Genomic DNA, 19769 nt, shown 5'->3' on the forward strand with positions numbered 1-19769 from the left:
TGCAAATGTAAAAATTAAAATAACTTTAACAATTATATTTTTTCATGATTTGAAGATTAAATTGTTAAATGACTGCTGGAGAATCGTAAAACAAAATTCTTATTGAAAGTTGTAGTGTGATAAATTTTAAAAAGGCTTAATTTTGCGGTCAGAAACACAACTCATGATTTTACCATTTTTCAAAAAAATCCAAAATACTCCGAGAGGATATCGCATTGCCAACACTGTTTTTTTCTTTCTTTCTGGATTTGGATATTCTTCTTGGGTTTCTCGAATTCCACACATACAAGCACAATTGCATTTATCTGAAGCCGAATTTGGAGCCGTTTTATTTGCCTTTCCGATTGGTTTAATGCTTACCATGCCGTTTACTGGAAAATTGCTAAACAAATACAGCAGTCGTTATATCATGCTTTTAGGAGCAATTATGTTTAATATTGTTTTGTCTCTTCCAGGTTTGGTTGCTTTTGTATGGCAATTGGTTATAGTACTTTTGATTTTTGGAGCTTCTCGAAATATTTTCAATTTATCGATTAATGCGCAATCTCTGGAAGTACAGAAATTATATCCAAAATCTATTATTACCCGTTTTCATGCCGTTTGGAGTATTGCCGTTTTCTCGGGTGCAGGTTTAGGTTACGTTATGGTGACACAGAAAATTGCGCCATCGCATCATTTGCTGGGCGTGAGTGTTTTTATGCTAGCTTTGACTGCTTGTTTTTATCCAATGAGTATTCATAACGAACCAGTTCCGGTTAAAAAGAAATTTTTCTCGATGCCAGAAAAAAATCTGGTAAAGTTCGCTTTGATTTGTTTCGTTTCTATGGCGTGCGAAAACACGATGTACGATTGGAGCGGTATTTATTTCGAAAATATATTAAAAGCATCTCCAAAATTAACCAGTGCCGCCTTTGTATTTTTTGCAACCGCAGTGACTTTGGGACGTATTTTTGGGGATTATGGTGTAATGAAATTCGGTACTAAAAAAATCCTTTTGTATAGCGGTATATTAATTACAATAGGTTTCGGAATCTGTTTTATTCTGCCGTATGCTTATCCAACAATTTTTGGATATGTTTTAATTGGTTTCGGAGTTTCGTGCGTTGTTCCGTTAGTGTTCAGCATTGCTGGAAGATCTTCAAAATTAAGCAGCGGTTCTGCCTTAACTTCTATCTCTACAATTGGTTATCTTGGTTTCTTGCTAGTTCCGCCAATGGTTGGTTTTATCTCTGAATATTTAAGCATGAAATGGGCTTTCTTGATTATGGCGCTTTTAGGTATTTTGATGATTTTTATGGTGAATAAAATCGGGGAGAATGAGTGAGTTTTTTAAGCTTCTAAGAGGCTGAGTTTTCTTATTGGGACGTTTTTTAGCCCAAAGAACACAAAATGTTTTTTTAGAATTTTATATTAAATATAAAGAATTGCAAAGTTTTGAAATTCAGCATGAATAAATACATTTTAGAAACTCAAGATTGCGATCGGGATTAATCCGTTGTAGTTAATTTAGATTAATTTTTTTTCTATTTACAATTATTCAAATAAAGCTCTTTTCCGCTAACTTGCCCAAAATCTGAAATTTGTTTCCATGTTTTACAGGCATTTTCTTTATCTCCGATTTCACTAAAACATGCCGCTTTATTGTAAAGCGCGTCAAGGTTTTCAGGATTTATTTCAAATGATTTTCCAAATAATTCAGCAGCTTTCAAAAATTTTTTTTGTTGAAATGATTCCACAGCTTTTTTGAAATAATTTAGAGATTTTTGTTTGTTATCTATAGTGGTTCCGCCTAGATGATCAAAAATGCTGACATCATTTACAAAAAAACGAATATCATTTCCTCTAATTAATTCTTTTTTTTTCACTTCATAAATAAATGGTAATTCTATAGAATCAAAGTTTTCGAAACCAGTTAAGTCCCAATCTTCAAAAGATTCGTCTAGAAATTTTTTAATTTTTTTAATTTGTGAATCATTGTTTGTAGCATATAAAATAGTAGTTTCTACTTTTTTTTCTTTTGGGTAAATAAAAAGTTTACCATTGAAACGTAGATTGTTATAGGTGCCATTTTTTTTAAAATCCTCACCTAAAAGTTTTAGAAAAGTTTTTTTTGTTTTTGGAGTGAATTTCGTTGAAGCTACTATGTTTGATTTATCTTTAAATTTTTCTTTAAAATTAGCAATCACAATTTCTTCTCTTAAAAGATACAATCTTGTCAATTTTTCGTCGGGTGTATCGCTTAATTTTTGTGATAAAGTTAAAGAGTCTTTAGTTGTTTTTTCTATAATGTAGGCTGAATATTGTGATGTTTGAATTTCGTTATTAACTAGGTTATAATTAAAACCAAAAGCATCAGCTACTTTTTTGTCGTCAATTACATCTAATGCATTTACCCAAGTAAATTTATTCGGTGTAATAATGTACTTAGTTCCGGTAGAATCGGTTAGGAATGCTTTATAAACGTCACTTCCATCTTTCATTTCTGTTTTGTAATTTATCCATGTCCCAACGATGTTTGTTGAGTTTTGAGCGGAACTGTTATAAAAAACGAGTAAAGAAAATAAAAAAAGTATATATTTCATGATTCACGAAAATGGATTGAACTATATTAAAAAAGCTAGATGTATTTGAGAATTTACTTCTTCGTCATAACAAACTTCTCCGAACTAGGTTTTCCATTCAAAGTTCCAGAAATCTCAGCAGTTAAAGTATTATTTGCACCTTTTGTGTACGTAATTTTCTGTGGATAATCGTGTTTTGGATTCTCAAAAACTAATTTTTGTTCTGTTTCAGAAGTTGAAGGAAAGAAAACAGGCTTGTCATCATTCTGGCCTTTTACTGTTGCTTTATAAGTCAATGTTTCGCCTAATTGAGCTAGAATAATCGTTTCAAAATGCAGTGTATCTTTTCCTTTGATAAAATAAGATGAGGCGCTGAAAGTACTGTCGTTCAATTTTTGCCAGTTTTCGGTTAAAACACCTTCTGGAGAAGTATTTTCCCAGTTTCCAATTAACCAATCAGCGATTTTGATTTTGTCTTTCTCAATAGTTTCTTTTTTTCCGCAAGAAACAAAAGCTATAATAAGGGTTATGAGAGTAATTTTCTGAAACATATTTATGAGATTTTGGGTTTGTTATAGTACTACTAAAGTATGAAAAAAAAGTAGTTTGCCACGAATTTCACGAATTTTCACGAATTAATTATTGAAATATTTTACAGGAAAAAGTTGCCACAGATTACAGGATTAAAAGGATTTATTCTTTCAAGCAGATTTAAAATGATTTGAGCAGATTTTAAATTATATAAAATCTGTGGGTATCTGCTTAAATCATTTTAAATCTGCGTGAAATAAATATTTAGTGAAAATTAGTGAATTGCTTCGCTTATTCGCTATCGCTCGAGTCGTGGCTGAAAAAAAACTAAACGCTTGCACTCAAAATTGAGTAAACCAATTCTTTTGTAGGTTTTTGATCGCCTAATTTCGCTCGAACATTTTCAAAAGTCACTTTAAAATCACAGCCTGATTTATATTCTGCGCAGCCGTAAGCCGTTTTGCCTTTTAGGATTGTTCCCTTTTTACATTTCGGACAAACTAAAACATCTGACGTTTCTTGTTTTACTTTTTTAGAGTCTGTTTTTTTAGGTTCTAATTTCAGTTTGTAATTTTCCTCAAAACGAATCAAACCTTCAACCATTCCAGAATCCGTTTTAAAACCTTTTATGTTTACCGTTGAGCCTTTTTGAACTAATCGTAAATACTGACTTTCGGTAATTTTTTTATCATGAAAAACAAACGGAAGCACAAAATCGCAACCCGATTTATATCCCGAACATCCAAAAGCCGTTTTTCCTTTTATAATAGTCTCTTTTTGACATTTCGGACAAGTTTCTGCTTCAATTCCGGCAGCTTTCTTTTTCTCAGCTTTTACAACTGGTTTCTGAATAGTTGCTGCATGCGAAATATTGGCATGTTTGGTTTCCATTCGAACTTCATAAACCAAAGCTTCCACCATTCGTTTCATGTTTCTAATAAACGCAGCGGCGGTAAAAGTGCCTTTTTCAATATCTTTTAACTGCTTTTCCCAAGTTCCAGTAAGTTCGGCCGATTTTACCAATTCGTTCTGAATGGTATCAATCAATTGAATTCCGGTTAGAGTAGGCAAGACCTGTTTTTTGTTTCGGACAATATACTGGCGCTTAAAAAGCGTTTCGATAATATTCGCACGCGTAGACGGACGCCCGATTCCATTTTCTTTCATTAGCTCTCGTAAATCTTCATCGTCAACTTGTTTTCCTGCCGTTTCCATCGCGCGCAGTAAAGTTGCTTCTGTAAACTGATTCGGCGGTTTGGTTTCTTTTTGAAGAAATGACGGTTCGTGCGGACCTCTTTCACCAACAACAAAACTTGGCAGTAAATCGGGTTCTTTTTCCTTCGCATTCGGATCTTCAAAAACAACACGGAAACCTTTTTTCAAGATTTCTTTACCCGTTGCTTTAAAAGTTACATCGGCCGCTTTTCCGATTACTGTCGTATTTGCTACCAGACAATCGTCATAAAAAACGGCAATAAAACGTCGCGTAATAATATCGTAAACCTGCTGTTGATTGTAGGCTAAATTATTCTGAACACCAGTTGGAATAATTGCGTGGTGATCGGTTACTTTTTTATCATTAAAAACCTTTGGCGATTTCTTGATTTTTTTACCTAAAAGCGGTTCAGTAAGCGCTGCATAATTGGTTAATTTTTGCAGAATTCCAGGTACTTTCGGGTAAATATCTCCAGGAAGAAAAGTGGTGTCAACTCTGGGATAGGTAATGACTTTTTGTTCGTATAAAGATTGTGCAATCTTAAGCGTTTCTTCTGCCGAAAATCCAAATTTCTGATTGCAATAAACCTGTAAACCTGTTAAATCAAAAAGCTTTGGAGCATATTCGTTTCCATTCTTTTTGTCAACAGAAACAATTTCGAAATCACTTTCTTTTACTTTTTCGGCTAGAATTTCTCCATCTTCTTTTTTTAGAAAACGACCTTCTTCATAACTAAAAAGTGTTTCTCTGTATAAAGTCTGCAGTTCCCAATAGGGCTGCGGTTTAAAATTTTCGATTTCTCTAAAACGGTCTACAACCATCGCCAAAGTCGGTGTCTGCACGCGTCCTATAGACAAAACTTGTTTGTAACCACCGTGTTTTACAGTGTACAAGCGAGTTGCATTCATTCCTAATAACCAATCGCCAATAGCTCTTGAAAATCCGGCGTAGAATAAATTATCATAATTAGAAGAGGGTTTTAAGTTTTCAAAACCTTCTTTGATAGCTTCTGTAGTCAATGATGAAATCCATAAACGCTGAATCTCGCCTTTGTAATGCGCCTCATTCATCACCCAGCGCTGAATCAATTCTCCTTCCTGTCCGGCATCCCCGCAGTTTATAACCACTTCGGCTTTGTCAAAAAGACTTTTTATGATTTTAAACTGTTTCTGAATTCCCGAATTTTGAACGACTTTGGTTTCGAATTTCTCGGGAAGCATCGGGAGATTGTTCAAATCCCAGCTTTTCCAGTGCGGTTTGTAGTCGTTGGGTTCTTTTAAGGTGCATAAATGCCCGAAAGTATAGGTCACCGCATAACCATTGCCTTCGTAATAACCATCGTGTTTGGTGTTGGCACCCAAAACAGATGCGATTTCTCGTGCGACACTTGGTTTTTCGGCAATGCAGACCTTCATTCTTTCCTTTCTTGATTAAGAAGCGAAATTAAGGATTTTATGAGAAAGGGGCAAAGGTTCTTAGGAACAAAGAGGCAAAGGTTTTTATATTTTTAATCTTATGTTGATCAATAAAATATAAAAACCACAAACATGAGCTTGTGGTTTTTTGTATTTATAAATTTGAAAAGTAAGAAGGTTATTGTTTTGATTTTGATTGTTTTAATTTTAGACGCATATTAAATTGTTTGACAATTTCTTTAACATGTTCGTCTTTGATTTGTGCTCTGTTTAACCCTTCCAAGCTTTGTACATACCCTGTAAAAACATGACTTATAAAAAGAGGAGAGTTAGCATTATCATCTAATGTATTATGGCAGGAGAAGCAATTAACAAGGTTGCCTACGGTATTGGCATGTATAGAAGACGGTTTTCCAAATCCTACCTGAACATACGTTTCCATAGTGATATTGTAAGCAGCAGTAGATCCTCTGGTTAAGTCTCCTGGTGAAGAATTTGAAAGTTTTAAACTTAACGAATCTAATAGAGCAGCTTGTGCCTGAGTGTCTTTGTATCCTTCGGTATTAATCCATAATGAACCATTGTAGAAATAATTGTTCCAGATACCTGTCAACTGTTTCTTAACACTTTGATTAATAGTTTGAATATTATTGAAGTTTTCTGAGCCATTTTGGCTTGTGTCCATATAAAGCTGAACATTAAAAGAACCTTTCATTGCTTTTTCAACAGGGACCCCGTATTTGTAAACAGAAAAAACATCTGTGTAAATTCCATTTTTTGAAGTTATATTTTGAACCGTTGCCGTGCTGTTTTTATTAAAGAACGGATAATCAACTGTACTCGTTACCGGGGCATCGGCTGTTGGTGTAGCTTTAGTCCAATCGTAAGCAGGTGCAAGATTTTCATGTTCGAAAGTAGCCCATACAAATTCCGGATGATTTTCTACAATTCCTACGACATGCATTCCTAAAAGTGCAACTTTTGTTTTTACTCCATTTATTACACCCTGTGTAACAAAATAAGTCGAAGAATCTTTAAGGGCACTTGCGTCAATCCATGAGGTTTTAAGTTCTAATGCTCCTACAGGAAAAGTGATGTCTTTTACTTTTGAAGGATCACTTTTGGCTATTGGACCATATTTTATCATAGTGTCGTAAAGAAGTTTGTCCATAAATATAGAATAATAGACTGTAGTTTGTTTAGGAACACCCGGGTACTTAGGAGTTTGTAAAATATCAACTTTAGAACTTGCCTGAGCAGTATCTGTTAAAACAATTCCGTTGCTTGGATCTAATTTCTGACCTGCTGCATTCACCTGAATCAAATTAGTCATAAAAAATAGCTTGCCGTTGACTTCATTGGTAAGCCAAAGAAATTTTTGCCATGACCATTGATGAAAGTCACAGTTTGTTACCGTTGCATTGTTGGCAAATACGCTTGTTGGTCCCTCATTTGGCGGAGGAGTCTGGCGATTGTTGTTAATCATCTTAAACCAACTTGCAGGAGCTAAGCACTCAGAAGCAGCAGTACTTTTGTTTACAGTTGTGTAGCTGTCTTTTTCTCCTTTTGCATCCTTTTTACAGGCATAAAACGAGATTAGCAAGATAAAAACTAATAGTGTTTTTGTAGTTTTCATAATAGGGGCTTTAGTTAATTTTTTTGTAGTTATCTTTTTTGATGACCTGAAATTAAAAAATTAGAAAAGTGACTTCTGAAAAAATGTCATAAGTCCCCTATATTGAGGTATAAAACTGATAAAAATGGGTATTGATAAAAAGAGCGGCTATCCCGAAGCTTCGGGACTAACAGACGAAGAAGCGAAATTAAGGATTTTATGAGAAAGAGGCAAAGGTTCTTAGAGACAAAGGGAAAAGGTGCTTTGCTGCCAATTACGCTTGCTTTACTGCAATGGCAGTTCTGTAAAACTCGTAGCCTTTTTCGGTTCTATTTGGTAAATATCTTTCGCGGTATTCAGCAGCGCCTAGATCTTCAATCAATTTCATGTCAAACTGATTTAGATAATCTTGTAATTCGCTGGGTTCAAAACCAAATGTCCATTTTTCTTCTAGATTGTTAAGGTCTTGTAAAAGCTTTTCGCCTCCTAAAAAAGAACTAGGATTCTGAAGTATACCTTTATGAATGTAAGTAAAAATAACATTACTGTTTTTTGCAAATTTTGAAATGAATGAGAAAGTATTTTTTACAGCATCTGCGGTTAAATAGTTGGTAACACCTTCCCAAATTATGGTTGTTGGAATTGTAAAGTCAAAATTATGCAATGCTGCTAACTCGTCAAGACTTTGTTTATTAAAATCAATTTGATAAAAGTGAACTCTATTTGGAAGAGTTTTTAAATGATTTTTATAAACGGCTGCCTTAAAATTTGATGTATTGGGATGGTCGATTTCTATAACCGGAATCGATTCCAGAAAATCAAGACGTAAGGCTCTGGTATCAAACCCTGCACCTAAGATAATAACTTGTTGCACGCCGCTGTTTATAGTTGAAAGTAATAAGTCATCAATATATTTGGTTCTGGCAATTCCAGAAGAAAATGCGCCAGGTATTTTAGACTGAATAATTTTGTCCATATATTTCTGAATAGCTGGATATTTATACAAATAAGCGGCAAGTCTTAATTTAGATTCAAGAAAATAATTTGCATACGGATCATAGAAAAGCCTTTCACTAGAATTTCGTTGACTTTCTAATGCTCTAAACAATGCCATATATTGCGCTGTTCTACTTGTTTTATTTGCTTTCATAGATGTAATTATTAATCATGTGGTTCAAATTCTCTAAAATACTAAGCTCTTAAGTTTTTTTAGTTAGCGTTAAAATGCGAAGAATTTAAGTTACGATCTCTTTATTTCTCTTTTCCACCACAGCATATGCCACTTGTATCTTAATCCTTCTAATTCCCAGTTGATGTCAAATTTTTTTCGACTGTCTTTTTTCACGTAAGGCGGAATTGCTATTTTACAATGCAGCATTGGAGGATTATCAATTACAGTTTTTAAAAAATCGGCATCCAACCTGCTTTTGAGATAATATTGAATATCAATTATCGTTCTGTTTTTTTCAGATTTATAGACATGTAGGTTTATATCGTAAATCGAATCATAAATGTCTTTAAGATCGGTTACGGCTTCAATAAAGCTCTTGGGAATTTTCTTTTTGTTGAGTTTGTTTCTGTTAAGACGTTTAATAAAATAGTTTTCTCCTTCTTCTTCTGAAATATCGGATAAAATAAATACGAAGTTTTTCGAAATAGTATTCCAGCACGTTTCTTTTGCAAGTACAAGCAATTCAGATATAAGTTTTTCTAATGTTTCTGCAACATCAATTTTTGGGACCGTATTGAATAACTTCAATTTTATCATATTTAAAAACTCTCGCTGGTTTCGGATCTCCTTTGAATTTCATTTCTGCGGGCAAACCAATTTCTTCTTTAAAATTTCCAAAGACTTTAATTTTTAGAGGCAATGTTTTTCCGTTCCAAATTTTATCTGCGTCGACTATTTTGGTATTAGATCTCTCCAAATAAATATTTTCTTTTGAATTGGAATTAACAATTTGCCATTGTGCACAACTGCAAGAAATGGCTGAATAAAGAACAATAATTTCTTCTTCTTTTTTACTTTGAAAAGAAGCAAAAATCAAAAAACTAATAACGCCTAAAATACTTTTTCGCATCGTTTATATTTAATTATTAATCATCGGATTCAAATTATGATCCTTATTTCGTAAATCCAAACCGCCTTCGTAAACCGATTTTAAATTGGTCAAATAAAAATGCCAGCCGTTGGAGCACCCAAGCCTGATGTATTGTTTAGAAAAATCGTCTGTCGGAATATTATGATGACGAAGTTCTACAATTGTATAGCCGTCTTTTTCGCTTAATTTAATATCGACCAGACAATTTCCTTCAAAGGTAAATTGTAATTGATCTTTTCCGTTGGCAGAAACAATTTTGCCTTTCATTGCATCATCATACAAAAACCAAAGCCAGTCATAAGTATTGCCTGCCGAAGCGTTTTGATTTTTACTTATCAATTGTTGATTTTCATCAAAAAATGAAACTTTTTCTAGAAACCATTTTTCTAATGCTGCTGCTTTTGTCCAAGCGTCGTAAATATCATCTATTTTAGCTTTGACCGCTATTTTTTTGGTGAAAGAAGTCCAGTCGAAGTTTTCCATGATTCATTAGTTTGATTATCTAAATAATACTCCAATATTTTTCTGTTAATTTAATTAAACTCTAAATACTTAATTTTCATTTTTTTATAATTAGGATATTTTCTTTTATTAACTTCCAAACAGATCAAAGATTCTGCTGTTTCACCAACCTGATCTGTAGTCATTCTTATGTCATATTTAATGAAGATAGTATCATTTTTAATTTCGGCTTCACAGTCATCAGCATGCACATAAATACTGCCGCCGCCGAGTATAAATAAGTATTGTACTTTTTGATTATACAGACTATCTAAATTTCTATTGTCCAATTCTGAATCATTAAAAGTAAGCTTTACTTTAAGCGCGTCTTCTTTATTGTAAATCCATTTATCATAAAACTGAGGATCGTTATACTGCGTTTTGTCAAAGTCACACGAATAAAATGTCAAATCTGAATTTTCTTTTTTACAGCTGGTTAAAATTACGAAAGATGCTGTTAAGAAGCTGAAGAGAAAGTTGTTTTTCACTACTTGATACTATTTTATTTTGATTGATATTGTTTGTCTTGTTTTATGGAGGAATTTCTTTACTGCGTGTAATAACCCGCAAATTCTTTTATGATTGAATATAGATCTTTAACTTCAAAATAATTAGGACTAACACTGCTGACATTTTCAAATCCTTGTTTTTTAAACAGCATTTTTGTTCTTGTAACAGGATAAAATTGTGACACAACAATTATGCTTTTAAAATGCAGACTGTCTTTTAATTTTAGGGTATTATCTACAGTTGCACGTGTATTATTTCCTAAGTTGTCTACAATTATTAAAGAATCAGGAACTTTTTTCGCGAGTAGAAAATCTTTCATTTTAGTCCCTTCATAAAAACCTTCTTTGCCAAAACCGCCGCTTACAATTATTTTTTTGACACGATGATTTTGATATAAATTCAAACCGCATTCCAAACGTTTTTCTAGACGTTCAGAAAGTGTTCCATCTTCGTTTACTTTATTACCAAGAATTACTGCAATATCTGCAGTTTTTCCGTTATCACTCAAACCGTCAATTGTTATAAATACGGTATGACCAATAAACCATATTATAAAAAGAAGCAGTAACGATTTAATTATTCTTTTAAAAATCTGCATTAAGATGTGTTTTTTGGTTTCATTGGCAAATATAACCGATATGATTTATTCACATAATAAAGTGTCAAATTCAACGTGAAGCTGTGTAGTTTCTTCACCAACATTAACCCATTTATAGTTTCTTAAAACATACGCATTTCCACCATCTAAAGTTACCCATTCGTCAATTCCTCTAGCAGCATTTTTTAAATCGTCTTTAGCAAATAAACCAATTGGAGCCGTGTAGGTTCTGTTTTTAGTTAAAACTTTACAATTGCTTTGTTCCATTTCTGACGATGAAATGTATTTTGATTTTGTTAAAGTGGGAAGGGTGTTATGTACCTTAATAGGAGACATTGAACTAGAGCAAGAAGTGAGAAATAAAATCACTCCAATAATATTTAATTTGAGAAGCTTATTCATTTTTCGATAGATTTTTAATTGTAGTAAATATAAGGTATTTATTGTCAGAATTGGTTTTTCAAAAACCTGAAATTACAGAAACAAACCTGTCAGGTTTAACAATTTATCTGCTGGATTTCATTGCTTTAACTTTTTTGATTTTGCTGTCCTTTAAGAAATCTTGATATTCTTTGCTTTCCATTCCAAAAAGTGCAATTTTTCCGTTTTTATCATTGTGAATTCCAAAGCCATATGTTTTGGTCAGAGGCGAAGCTCGCATACACGCCTGACCTTTTGAGAAAAACTGTTCTCTAGCTTCTTTGTATTCCTTTTTGGTTAAATCATTTCGATCGGCAAATACCTGAAAAAGAATATCATCAGACGTATATGCGTACGGATTTTTAGCAATTAGCTCATATTGCATTTCGGCAACCGTTTTTTTATCTTTTGATGGCGGTTTGGTACCCATTTCTGCTTTGGTATCTGCTGCCACTTCTATAAAAGTATCGGTATAATTTGTAGTATGTGTTTTCATCTCCTTTGCATTTTTCTATGAGTATTTAGATTTTTTAGAGCGGTATTTCAAATATAACTATTTAAAAGTTAATAAGATAATTGCTTCAAAAAAGCACATTCAAAGATAAAAATAATTATATTCGTTATTCTCAAAATTAACCATAACCAATTATAAATGAGCATGAAACAAGCTGAAACTATAGACGAAGTAATTTTGTTTTTGGATGAAATAATTGAAAAAGCAAAAATTGATCAAAGCAATCTGGGTTTATTTGCCATTCTGTATCGCGAAGTTACTGTAAAAGTAAAAGAAGGTATTCTGAATGGTTCTTTTCAGAATGGGGAACGAATGGAAAAACTGGACGTCACTTTTGCCAATCGATATTTAAAAGCCTATTATCAATACCAAGCCAAAGAAAAACCATCTGAATGCTGGGGATTTGCCTTTGAACAAGCCGAAAAGTTCTGGCCAATAGTCCTGCAGCATTTATTACTCGGAATGAATGCGCATATAAATCTAGATTTAGGAATTGCCTCTGCCGAAGTTTGTACGGTAGAAGACATAGCAGATTTACAAGCTGATTTTGACAAAATAAATGCCATTCTGAGCAACTTGGTCGCGGGTGTCGAAAAATGTCTCATCAAAATTTGGCCAACGCTCACTTGGATTCTAAAATACACCGGAAAAATAGACACTTTCTTTATCGATTTCAGCATGGAAACCGCAAGAAATGGTGCTTGGAAGTTCGCTAATGAATTTGTTGCCGTTCCAGAAAATGAAAGAGAAGCTTGTACGGTGTTAAGAGATGGAAGAATTACAGAAATTGCCCGCTTGGTTTCGAATCCTGGCTATTTTGTGAGTGCCGTTTTCAAATTCATCCGTATATTCGAAAGAGGAACTATTGCTCAAAAAATAATTGATATGCAGATAATGGAAGAAAAAAATATGGAATGTGTTGTGGCGTAGTTTTTTAGAGTATAGAAAATAGAAAATAGAAAATAGAAAATAGAATAAGGAATAAAGATTTCTATGGCTAGCGCGAGCGTCCCGCTCGGGTCAGCTTTTTTATTTAACGTTATAATATATTTAAATAGTCTTCCTGCCAGACAATTTGATTGTTATCATGAAAGAGTGGACATAAAATTTTAATCTTTTTATGCTGCTCATTTACTATATACCAATCTGGAGTGTTTATAATTTCAAGAAATTGATTTTCTTCTTCGCACATTTTATGATAATTTTCGTCTTCTCCAAATTCTTCCCAATAAATGTCCGCTTTGATAGAATGTCTAATTAACGCTGCAAGTAAGCTGTTTTGTGCATCTTCCGAATAAAAATCATAATGATATATTATATTGCCGGCACTTCTCATATCCCAATTAGTTTCGGTAAGAGATCCGATATGAATTTCTTTAAAGTATAATTCGAATTTTTTCATTCCTTATTTATTGGCTTTCACAGTAGTATATTGGTCAAAACTTGTATAGAAACGTGTTTTTTCTAATTGGCCTTCATCATAAAATTCGACTTTTGTAGTTGCGCCAGATTTTTTATCCCTATATATTATTTCTTCTAATCTTCTTTTTTTATCGTAGGTTTCGGTTTTAAGATTTCGTCCGTCTTCCATATAATGAATCGTCGTTAATTCTCCGTCGTCATTGTATGAATAACCTTTTGTATTATAAAAATTACCATTTTTGTACATTACTCCTTCGTAAGTATAACTATTTGTATATTTTCCTTCTAATACTAACTTTCCATATTCATCGTGAATAAAATAATATGCATTATTTTTTGGATGGATCAATTTATAAATTACCTGCAATTCAGGTTTACTGCAAGGGCGAGCGTTCATAAATTCTTCTTTCCTAAAAACCGTGCTGTCATTTTGCGAAACCCATAAAGTATCGATTTCAGATATGTTTTTCTTTAATCTTATTTTAGAAATGATCTTCTTTTGTTTATCGTCAGGATTTTGTTTTTTACTAAAATTACAACTTACGATACTTACAATTAAAAGCAAACTGAAATATATTGTTTTCATATAATTGATATTTTTTGAGGCAATTTACAAAGCAATCTTTTAAGATTTAAATATTACCATTCTGGAGAAATGCACGAAATAAGCTGATTATCCTGCGTAGCCCCAATGTAACCGTGTCCTCTTAAATAATAAAAATTAAACGTAACATTAGTATATTTTGCTTCAATGACCAACAAATTCTGATATTCACAATAAGGAGTTTTCAATTTTCCATCATAAGTAATTATAGTATACGCAGCATCTTTTTTTGCATCTTTCCAAGAATGGCCATTTTTAAATTTAGGATCAAATCTAATGGTTTCCATTTGGCAGCATTTTTCATATTGATATACAACTCCATTTTCTTCTCTAAAATATAATAAATCAGAATCAAGATCAGAATTGTTCCATACTTGTTTGAATTCTGTATAGGTTTTCCCATTTATGATTTTTGTTTCGCCTTTAGTTTCAAAATAAAAACCTTTTTTCCAGAATATCTTTTTCTTTCCAATTAAAAGCGGAAAATAACTTTCGTTTTTTGATTCCTCGCAAAATTTTTGCCCTTCAAAAAGTTGTGAATAAGAAACAGTAGTAGAAAATAAGATGAAAAGGATAATTATTTTGTTCATAATAAATAAAAATTGTTTCAGATTTGGGTGTAAATTAAAAATCTATTCAGTTATTTAATCAATATAGAAATTTCTATACAAAAAAGTTAATACACAAGAGAAATACAATTGAACCAAAAAAAATGAGATCTAAATATTCAGATCTCATTTTTGGTTTTAACATGGTTATACTACTATATATTGGGCTGGTTGGTTTTATATTTTGGGTTAAAGATTATAAGTATCTTTTAACCATTCTCTAACAGCAGGATATTCGATTCCCAAATCTTTTAAGAACTCATTTAGAGCATTAATTTCTCTATTTACTAAGATATCGCCATAATCGCTTCTTACTTCGGCAATTACATCGATTCCATCGATTCCGAAACCGTCTAGTTTTTCTTCAATAGCGAATAAATGATTTTGTACCTCTACAATCTTTTTCTCGTTGCGCGGCATCATTTGATAGCTTTTATAATCTTCTACAATTAATTTGAAAATAGTTTGATATAAATCTTCAATACTTCCATACACATTTTCAATTTTTTCTCTGATATCGCTAGGATAATTTTCTATAAATTTAAGTCCAGTCATGATTATTTTCAATTTGATTTCGAGGTAAATGTAAAAGCTTTAAATCAAGAATCCTTACGGGAAACCGTAACGCTGAAAATTAATGCATTAGAAATATTTTGGACCTAACTTTCGAAGATTTTTTTAATAAGTTTTTTTGTATTATAACTCAAACCGATAAAAGTTTTTTTGAAGAACTATTACGTATTTTCTTATTCTAAACGAAAAATGCGCAAATAGCTTTTATTCTTTTGCGCATTTTTAATTTCTAAATTAATTAGAAATATTATTTTATAATTGTTTCTATTGTGTCTTATCGTTGTGGGCACGGATTGCAAATCCGCGCTATCGGGTTTAATTAATTAAAAAGCTTCAAATAATTTTATAAAATAAAATCACCTTCTAAAACAATCACTGCTTCTCCCAGAATGTAAACTTTATCTTGAATAAGTTCTGTGCTCATAATTCCAGTTCTTGAAGAAGATTGAAAGGCATTAAATTTTGTTTTATTCAATTTATTTGCCCAATATTTTGTCAAAAAAGTTTGAACACCTCCCGTTACCGGATCTTCGTCGGTTCCTGCCCACGGCCAGAAATAGCGGTAGTGAAAATCAAAATTCTCGTTGTTGGAAATGGCAGTTACCAAAACACCGTTTATGCCGTTGTGTGAATTTTTTAAGGCTGCAAAATCGGGTTTTAAATTGGCTAGTTGCTGCGCACTTTCAATTTCTACTAAGATTATTTTATTGTTCGGGCTATATCTTTTTTCTACAATTTCAGAAATTCCGAGTGCTTCTAATAGTTTTTGAGGAACTTCCGTTTGCTCTGTGTCGTAAACCGGAAATTGCATCTTGATTTTGTCTGCTTCTTTTGCAATAAGCAATTCGACATTATTACAATTAATAAATTTGATACTTTCAAATGAAGTCGTGCTGAAAAGAATTTTAGACGAAGCCAAAGTCGCATGCCCACATAAAGGAATTTCAGTTTTCGGACTAAAAAATCGAATGCTATATGTGTTTTCTTGTATCTGTTTTATAAAAGCGGTTTCAGAAAAGCCAATTTCTGTCGCAATATTTTGCATCATCACAGCATCCAATTCGGCGTCGGGAAGACAAACAGCTGCTGGATTTCCTTTAAATTTTTCATTTGTAAATGAGTCAACAAAATAAGTTTTCATTTTTAATTTTGGTTTTTTAATGTTTTGATTTTCTTGCAGGTTTTCTAACTTTTGTCACTGCCGCAAAGGCACAAGGGCACCAAGTTTTACCCTCATTTTTGCACTTCCGTAAAGGTGCAAGGATACCAAGTTTTACCCGATAGCGCAGATTTGCAAACCGCGCTATCGGGTTCGAACACCGTGAAGTATTATCAATCTTTATAGATCGCTAATATTATTTGGTTGTATGTGTTATTTCTATCTCCAAATCTGAACAAATATGCATTTAGTTCCGGTGATTGCCATTTTACATCATCACGAAAAGTTTTGTCATTTCTTACTTTTTTACTTTCTATTTTTTTAAAAAAAGGTTGGCCAATTTTCTGAGTAACTTTTCTTTCTATATTTAAAAATATTGATTTAAATTTTTCTTTTTCAACTTCTGATTTATCTGCAACATTCCATTCATACAAGATCAGTTTCACGTTTCCATTTTTTGTATAATAGTAAGACTTTCTTAATTCAATTGATTTTTCAGTTTGTAATTCAAATTCTTTTGGAATCTCAAATGTATGATTTTTAATATACGGATAAATTCCTTCGCTTATGTCTACAAAATAATTACGAGTTACATCAATTGAGTTTTGTCTTTTTTCAATGGTAATATATTTATCGATTTCTCCTAAGCTAAGCTCTATATCAGTTGTTTTCTCATCGATAGGAATTATTATTTCATTGTTTTTAAAAGAACTACAGGAATTAAGTAAAAATACTATTGCTATGATTCCAATATTAGAAAGTATTAAGTATTTCTGTTTTGTCATTTTTTTTTGAAGATATCGATAAGAAGTTGTTAGACTTCGCAAAGTGAATAAGATTTTTTTAATTAGTCCTCGATAGCGCGGATTTGCAATCCGTGCCCGCAAAGATTGATGTTTTTCAGTACGATAAATATATAATAAAAGCTGCATAAAATTATACAGCCTTTATTACAATATTCTATTGTGTCTTATCGTTGCGGGCACGGATTGCAAATCCGCGCTAACGACTCGTAGGGATATATTAACGTGATAGGTTTTTTTAGATTTAGAAAATCAGTTGTATTCGCCCGATTGTTTACAATCACTTATAATTTATTTGTTCTTTCTAATTTCGTTTCCAATAAAAACTACTAGAAATCATGGAAATAAAAAATAATGAAAGAGCCGAAGAATTGTTAGAATTAATAAATAAAGGAAGATATTTCACCAAACTAAAACCAGAGCATAAAGAAAATAATTCGTTTACCATTCCATTAAATGTTTCAGGCTATAACGAATTAAATCTAATGGTTTCAGATTTGCTAAAAGCCAGTATTATTTTGCTAAATCCCGAAGCAAAAGGTTTGTCGAGTTTCACAAAAGACAGGGATGTTAATGTAATGACTTTAATTGAAATTGCTTTGCAGCTTTTACCAGAAGAAGAAATGGAATTGCTGGATGATTTGCATAAAATTTATTTGGAAAATGAATGTTTGTAAGGGAAGTAGCGTTTGTTTCTTTTGATATAAAAAGGAAATGCGCAAAAGGTTTTAAGACCTTTTGCGCATTTTTTTATTTTAAAATAAAATCAAGTAAAATGTCTATAAAAATTATAAACCAATTTTTCTTTTTTTCTTTATTCTGTTTCATGATCCAATTTAATAAAAGTTCCAATAGCTGTTTTGGAAATTATCAATGTTTCCAGATTTATCTTGTAATGTGAAAAAGTTAGAAAGTTCCAATAAACCCGATAGCGCGGATTGCAGATCTGCGCTATCGGGCTATCGGGTTTCTAGTGGAAGGATAATGTTTGTACAAGTATGAGAGTCTTAAATATTATTTATTTAATAATTTTTCGTTTTCCAAATGATTTGTTTTTTGCTCTAATTCGATGATTATTTTTCCTTCAAGCTGTGGTGTTTGATTGATTACAAAAACTTCTTTTAAATCATGTGTACTTATATTTAAAGAAGATCTTGCCACCGTTTCGTTTGCAGTTTCAAGTTTTTCTTTTGCAGATAATAAGTTTTTAACTGACTCAATTCCTGATGGAATTGCAGATAATGCACTTATAATCATAATAGCATTTGCCATTTGTTTAAAATAAACTCCCCAATTAGTTTTTTCACTGTTTAATTCTTTAATAACTTGACTCAGTTTTTCAATTAAATTTTCTTTTACTTTTTCAGTTAAATATGGTGAATTTTGAATTTGCTCAATAACTTCGGCAATTAAAAAGGAGATTCGAGGTTTGTCTGATTTATCGGGCTGAAATGGTCCTACACTGATTTCGGTTTTTGAGGTTTTCTTTGTAAGTAAATTGTGAAATTTCATTACATTTGAATAGAGTTTACTAAAATATACTTGTACATTGTTTTTTGTTGATGAGTTGACAGAATTTACAAAATTTGTCAAATCAACTTCTAAAATATTTATAAAATCTTGATTGAAGTTTAAGTTTTCACTAATAATTACTATCTTATTGATTAACCCTTCTATCATGGATGCAGCATCTGAATTAAATGCCTGATTTTTTATTTCGTCTAAATAAGTAATTGTTAGTATAAAAATTGATTCTCCGTCTTCAATTGAATTGACTCCAATTTTCATAAATGATTTAATTGTTTCTTCCTGCATTTTTTAATTTATTTTATTGATGGCTATGATAAACATTTTTATTCTACATCCGATAGTGTGGATTTGTAATGATGACCACTTTATTTATTTCAGCGAAATTGTTTGCGACTTGAAGCTCGTGTTTATAAATATTCTGATTACGATTTTCTACTAGATAATTTCATTTTTTAAAATATATTCTAATGTTCTTGCGCTAGTCCACGAAGCATAAGGTTTTGCATTATCAACTTTATTTTGAGTATTATCCATTACTGATTTTATTATAATTGGAACCGTTTTTCCATTGTTAACCCGATAGTGGGATTTGCAATCCGTGCCCGCAAAGCTTGATATTTTTTCAGTACATAAATATATAATAAAAGCGACATAAATTGTATAGCTTTTATTACAATATTCTATTTGTCTTATTGTTGTGGGGAGGGATTGCAAATCCGTGCTATCGTTTTTTCATTTAAATACTTCAGTAGGTAGATGTTTTTTTTAACTAATATTACCGAGCCATGGAGGATTTTTACCTATTATTTCTTTATATTCTTCTAATGTTACATTTGTATGATTTAGAATTATTGACGCTATTTGTGAATTGGGATATGATTCTCTTAACATGTTTTCAGCATATCTTTTTACTTGATTTGGCTCATACATTCCAGAACCAGTTATTGTTATAGTTTCGAATAGTGCTCCATCAACTATGACATTCACTATATCAACATAATAATGTTTAAAATTTCCCATTTTTTTATGTTTTTCAGGTCTTATTATATTAAAATTACCCGAATAGCGCGGATTGCAAATCCGCGCT

The 19769-nt window shown here is 32.0% G+C and carries 23 protein-coding genes; 3 read left to right on the forward strand and 20 right to left on the reverse strand.

Translation table 11 applies throughout. The features are described from left to right. Nucleotides 1–163 precede the first annotated feature (163 nt). Nucleotides 164–1324, forward strand: coding sequence for an MFS transporter (locus ACFSC2_RS10515; RefSeq protein WP_379814022.1), 1161 nt, complete (start codon nt 164–166; stop codon nt 1322–1324). Nucleotides 1325–1523: 199 nt separating this feature from the next. Here the strand turns inward: ACFSC2_RS10515 and ACFSC2_RS10520 are convergent, their stop codons facing one another. The 12 genes from ACFSC2_RS10520 to ACFSC2_RS10575 form a co-directional block, all read right to left on the reverse strand. After that, nucleotides 1524–2582, reverse strand: coding sequence for a hypothetical protein (locus tag ACFSC2_RS10520; RefSeq protein ID WP_379818634.1), 1059 nt, complete (start codon nt 2580–2582; stop codon nt 1524–1526). Between the two features lie 53 nt (nt 2583–2635). Beyond that, the gene (locus ACFSC2_RS10525) at nt 2636–3112 is read right to left on the reverse strand and encodes a DUF6265 family protein (protein WP_379814020.1); all 477 of its coding nucleotides are present in this window, start codon (nt 3110–3112) and stop codon (nt 2636–2638) included. A gap of 307 nt (nt 3113–3419) precedes the next feature. Beyond that, nucleotides 3420–5723 carry a type IA DNA topoisomerase gene (locus ACFSC2_RS10530; RefSeq protein ID WP_379814019.1) on the reverse strand — a complete coding sequence of 768 codons (2304 nt, stop codon included), beginning with the start codon at nt 5721–5723 and terminating at the stop codon, nt 3420–3422. Nucleotides 5724–5901: 178 nt separating this feature from the next. Then, nucleotides 5902–7359: a hypothetical protein gene (locus ACFSC2_RS10535; RefSeq protein ID WP_379814018.1), complete on the reverse strand. Its 1458-nt coding sequence runs from the start codon at nt 7357–7359 to the stop codon at nt 5902–5904. A 253-nt stretch (nt 7360–7612) separates the two neighbouring features. Further along, nucleotides 7613–8488, reverse strand: a complete 876-nt coding sequence (locus ACFSC2_RS10540; protein ID WP_379814016.1) for a class I SAM-dependent methyltransferase — start codon at nt 8486–8488, stop codon at nt 7613–7615. Between the two features lie 90 nt (nt 8489–8578). After that, the gene (locus ACFSC2_RS10545; RefSeq protein WP_379814014.1) at nt 8579–9097 is read right to left on the reverse strand and encodes a hypothetical protein; all 519 of its coding nucleotides are present in this window, start codon (nt 9095–9097) and stop codon (nt 8579–8581) included. Further along, complete coding sequence (locus ACFSC2_RS10550) at nt 9066–9419, reverse strand: hypothetical protein (protein ID WP_379814013.1); 354 nt, start codon at nt 9417–9419, stop codon at nt 9066–9068. The genes ACFSC2_RS10545 and ACFSC2_RS10550 overlap by 32 nt, the downstream gene beginning before the upstream one ends. Nucleotides 9420–9428: 9 nt before the next feature. Further along, nucleotides 9429–9923, reverse strand: a complete 495-nt coding sequence (locus tag ACFSC2_RS10555) for an SRPBCC family protein (protein WP_379814012.1) — start codon at nt 9921–9923, stop codon at nt 9429–9431. A 50-nt stretch (nt 9924–9973) separates the two neighbouring features. Beyond that, nucleotides 9974–10429 carry a hypothetical protein gene (locus tag ACFSC2_RS10560; protein WP_379814011.1) on the reverse strand — a complete coding sequence of 152 codons (456 nt, stop codon included), beginning with the start codon at nt 10427–10429 and terminating at the stop codon, nt 9974–9976. Nucleotides 10430–10488: 59 nt separating this feature from the next. After that, entirely contained in the window at nt 10489–11049 is a 561-nt protein-coding gene (locus ACFSC2_RS10565) for a YdcF family protein (protein WP_379814010.1), read from the reverse strand. Between the two features lie 45 nt (nt 11050–11094). Continuing rightward, nucleotides 11095–11451 carry a hypothetical protein gene (locus ACFSC2_RS10570; protein ID WP_379814009.1) on the reverse strand — a complete coding sequence of 119 codons (357 nt, stop codon included), beginning with the start codon at nt 11449–11451 and terminating at the stop codon, nt 11095–11097. 103 nt (nt 11452–11554) lie between these two features. Beyond that, on the reverse strand, nt 11555–11965 hold the full coding sequence (locus ACFSC2_RS10575; RefSeq protein ID WP_379814007.1) for a DUF6157 family protein: 411 nt from the start codon (nt 11963–11965) through the stop codon (nt 11555–11557). 156 nt (nt 11966–12121) lie between these two features. Between ACFSC2_RS10575 and ACFSC2_RS10580 the strand changes: the two genes are divergently transcribed. After that, nucleotides 12122–12913 (forward strand): DUF5995 family protein, encoded by a 792-nt coding sequence (locus ACFSC2_RS10580; RefSeq protein ID WP_379814006.1) that lies wholly within the window; start codon nt 12122–12124, stop codon nt 12911–12913. 109 nt (nt 12914–13022) lie between these two features. Here ACFSC2_RS10580 and ACFSC2_RS10585 read toward each other — a convergent pair whose 3' ends face one another. From ACFSC2_RS10585 to ACFSC2_RS10610, 6 genes are all read right to left on the reverse strand, one after another. Then, nucleotides 13023–13385: a hypothetical protein gene (locus ACFSC2_RS10585; protein WP_379814005.1), complete on the reverse strand. Its 363-nt coding sequence runs from the start codon at nt 13383–13385 to the stop codon at nt 13023–13025. A 3-nt stretch (nt 13386–13388) separates the two neighbouring features. Continuing rightward, nucleotides 13389–13991, reverse strand: coding sequence for a hypothetical protein (locus ACFSC2_RS10590; protein WP_379814004.1), 603 nt, complete (start codon nt 13989–13991; stop codon nt 13389–13391). A 53-nt stretch (nt 13992–14044) separates the two neighbouring features. After that, the gene (locus ACFSC2_RS10595) at nt 14045–14599 is read right to left on the reverse strand and encodes a hypothetical protein (RefSeq protein WP_379814003.1); all 555 of its coding nucleotides are present in this window, start codon (nt 14597–14599) and stop codon (nt 14045–14047) included. 207 nt (nt 14600–14806) lie between these two features. After that, on the reverse strand, nt 14807–15172 hold the full coding sequence (locus tag ACFSC2_RS10600) for a hypothetical protein (protein WP_379814002.1): 366 nt from the start codon (nt 15170–15172) through the stop codon (nt 14807–14809). A 361-nt stretch (nt 15173–15533) separates the two neighbouring features. Further along, nucleotides 15534–16331: a PhzF family phenazine biosynthesis protein gene (locus ACFSC2_RS10605; RefSeq protein WP_379814001.1), complete on the reverse strand. Its 798-nt coding sequence runs from the start codon at nt 16329–16331 to the stop codon at nt 15534–15536. Nucleotides 16332–16522: 191 nt separating this feature from the next. Next, nucleotides 16523–17134, reverse strand: coding sequence for a hypothetical protein (locus ACFSC2_RS10610; protein ID WP_379814000.1), 612 nt, complete (start codon nt 17132–17134; stop codon nt 16523–16525). A gap of 356 nt (nt 17135–17490) precedes the next feature. On the opposite strand from ACFSC2_RS10610, the gene ACFSC2_RS10615 reads away from it, so the two are divergent. Then, nucleotides 17491–17829, forward strand: a complete 339-nt coding sequence (locus ACFSC2_RS10615) for a hypothetical protein (RefSeq protein WP_379813999.1) — start codon at nt 17491–17493, stop codon at nt 17827–17829. A 337-nt stretch (nt 17830–18166) separates the two neighbouring features. Here ACFSC2_RS10615 and ACFSC2_RS10620 read toward each other — a convergent pair whose 3' ends face one another. Both ACFSC2_RS10620 and ACFSC2_RS10625 read right to left on the reverse strand, forming a co-directional pair. Next, nucleotides 18167–18967, reverse strand: a complete 801-nt coding sequence (locus ACFSC2_RS10620) for a hypothetical protein (RefSeq protein WP_379813998.1) — start codon at nt 18965–18967, stop codon at nt 18167–18169. A 480-nt stretch (nt 18968–19447) separates the two neighbouring features. Beyond that, on the reverse strand, nt 19448–19769 hold a 322-nt coding region (locus ACFSC2_RS10625), incomplete at its 5' end, for a hypothetical protein (protein ID WP_379818636.1).

Origin of the sequence: Flavobacterium artemisiae (assembly GCF_042678225.1) — a bacterium.
Lineage (GTDB): Bacteria > Bacteroidota > Bacteroidia > Flavobacteriales > Flavobacteriaceae > Flavobacterium > Flavobacterium artemisiae.